The organism is Nocardia violaceofusca NBRC 14427, from assembly GCF_963869435.1.
GTDB lineage: Bacteria > Actinomycetota > Actinomycetes > Mycobacteriales > Mycobacteriaceae > Nocardia > Nocardia aobensis.
Map to the genome: position 1 here is coordinate 1 of NZ_CAWMPM010000073.1, position 1,132 is coordinate 1,132.

1 protein-coding gene is annotated in these 1,132 nt (G+C 63.1%); it reads right to left on the reverse strand.

Features of this window, described 5'->3' with window-relative positions:
• The coding region (locus AC5592_RS34365; RefSeq protein WP_157122451.1) for an AMP-binding protein at nucleotides 1–1,132 on the reverse strand (1,132 nt) is incomplete at both ends.

The window sequence follows — 1,132 nt, forward strand, 5'->3', positions numbered from 1 at the left end:
CCAGATACAACTCACCGACCACACCATCGGGCACCGGCCGCAACCGCGAATCCAGAACATAGACCTGCGAATTCCACTGCGGCACACCGATCGGCACCGACACACCCGACGCATCGGCCGCGGTGACCTCGCGATAGGTGATCGACACCGCCGCTTCGGTCGGGCCGTACAGATTGTGCAACCGAGCATCCGACACCGCACCGAACGCCGCGGCCGTCTCCGGGGGCAGCGCTTCGCCGATCACGAACACATGCCGCAACGACGACAACTGCGCCCGATCCGCATGCGCGGCGAACACCGACAACATCGACGGAACGAAATCCGTCACCGTAACCCGCTGCGCCGCAATCGTTTCCGCCACATACAACGGATCCCGATGCCCATCCGGAGTCGCCACCACCAACGTGGCACCCGCCCGCAACGGCATGAAGAAACCCCACAACGACACATCGAACGTCGTCGCCGTCTTCTGCAAATACACATCACCCGCAGCCAACGGATACTGCGACAACATCCACTCGATCTGATTGTGAATCGCCCCGTGCGACACCGCCACACCCTTCGGACGACCCGTCGAACCCGACGTGAAAATCACATACGCCGTACTGTCCGCACCCGGCCGCACCGGCAACTCCGCATCGGTCAACGGACCCGACGCCACACCCGACACATCAACCGTGTCGATCTCCACCACCGGCACACCACCCGGCACCACGAAACCATCACGCGCAGTCGTCAACACACACACCGGACGCGCCACATCCAGCACATACCCCACCCGCTCCACCGGATGATCCGGATCCAACGGCACATACGCACCACCCGCAGTCAGCACCGCATACATACCGACCACCAAATCCACCGACCGGCGAACCGCCAACCCCACCAACGACTCCGGCCCCACACCACGCGCCACCAACACACGCGCCAAACCATTGACCCACGCATCCAACTCCGCGTACGTCAACGACTCCCCACCCGGACCCACCACAGCAACAGCCCCCGGCGACCCCACCACCGCACGCCGGAAACCATCCAACAACAAACCCGAAACCACCGGATACGCAGTCTCATTCCGACCACGCACCACACCAGCCAACTCACCCACCGACAACACATCCACATCACCAAC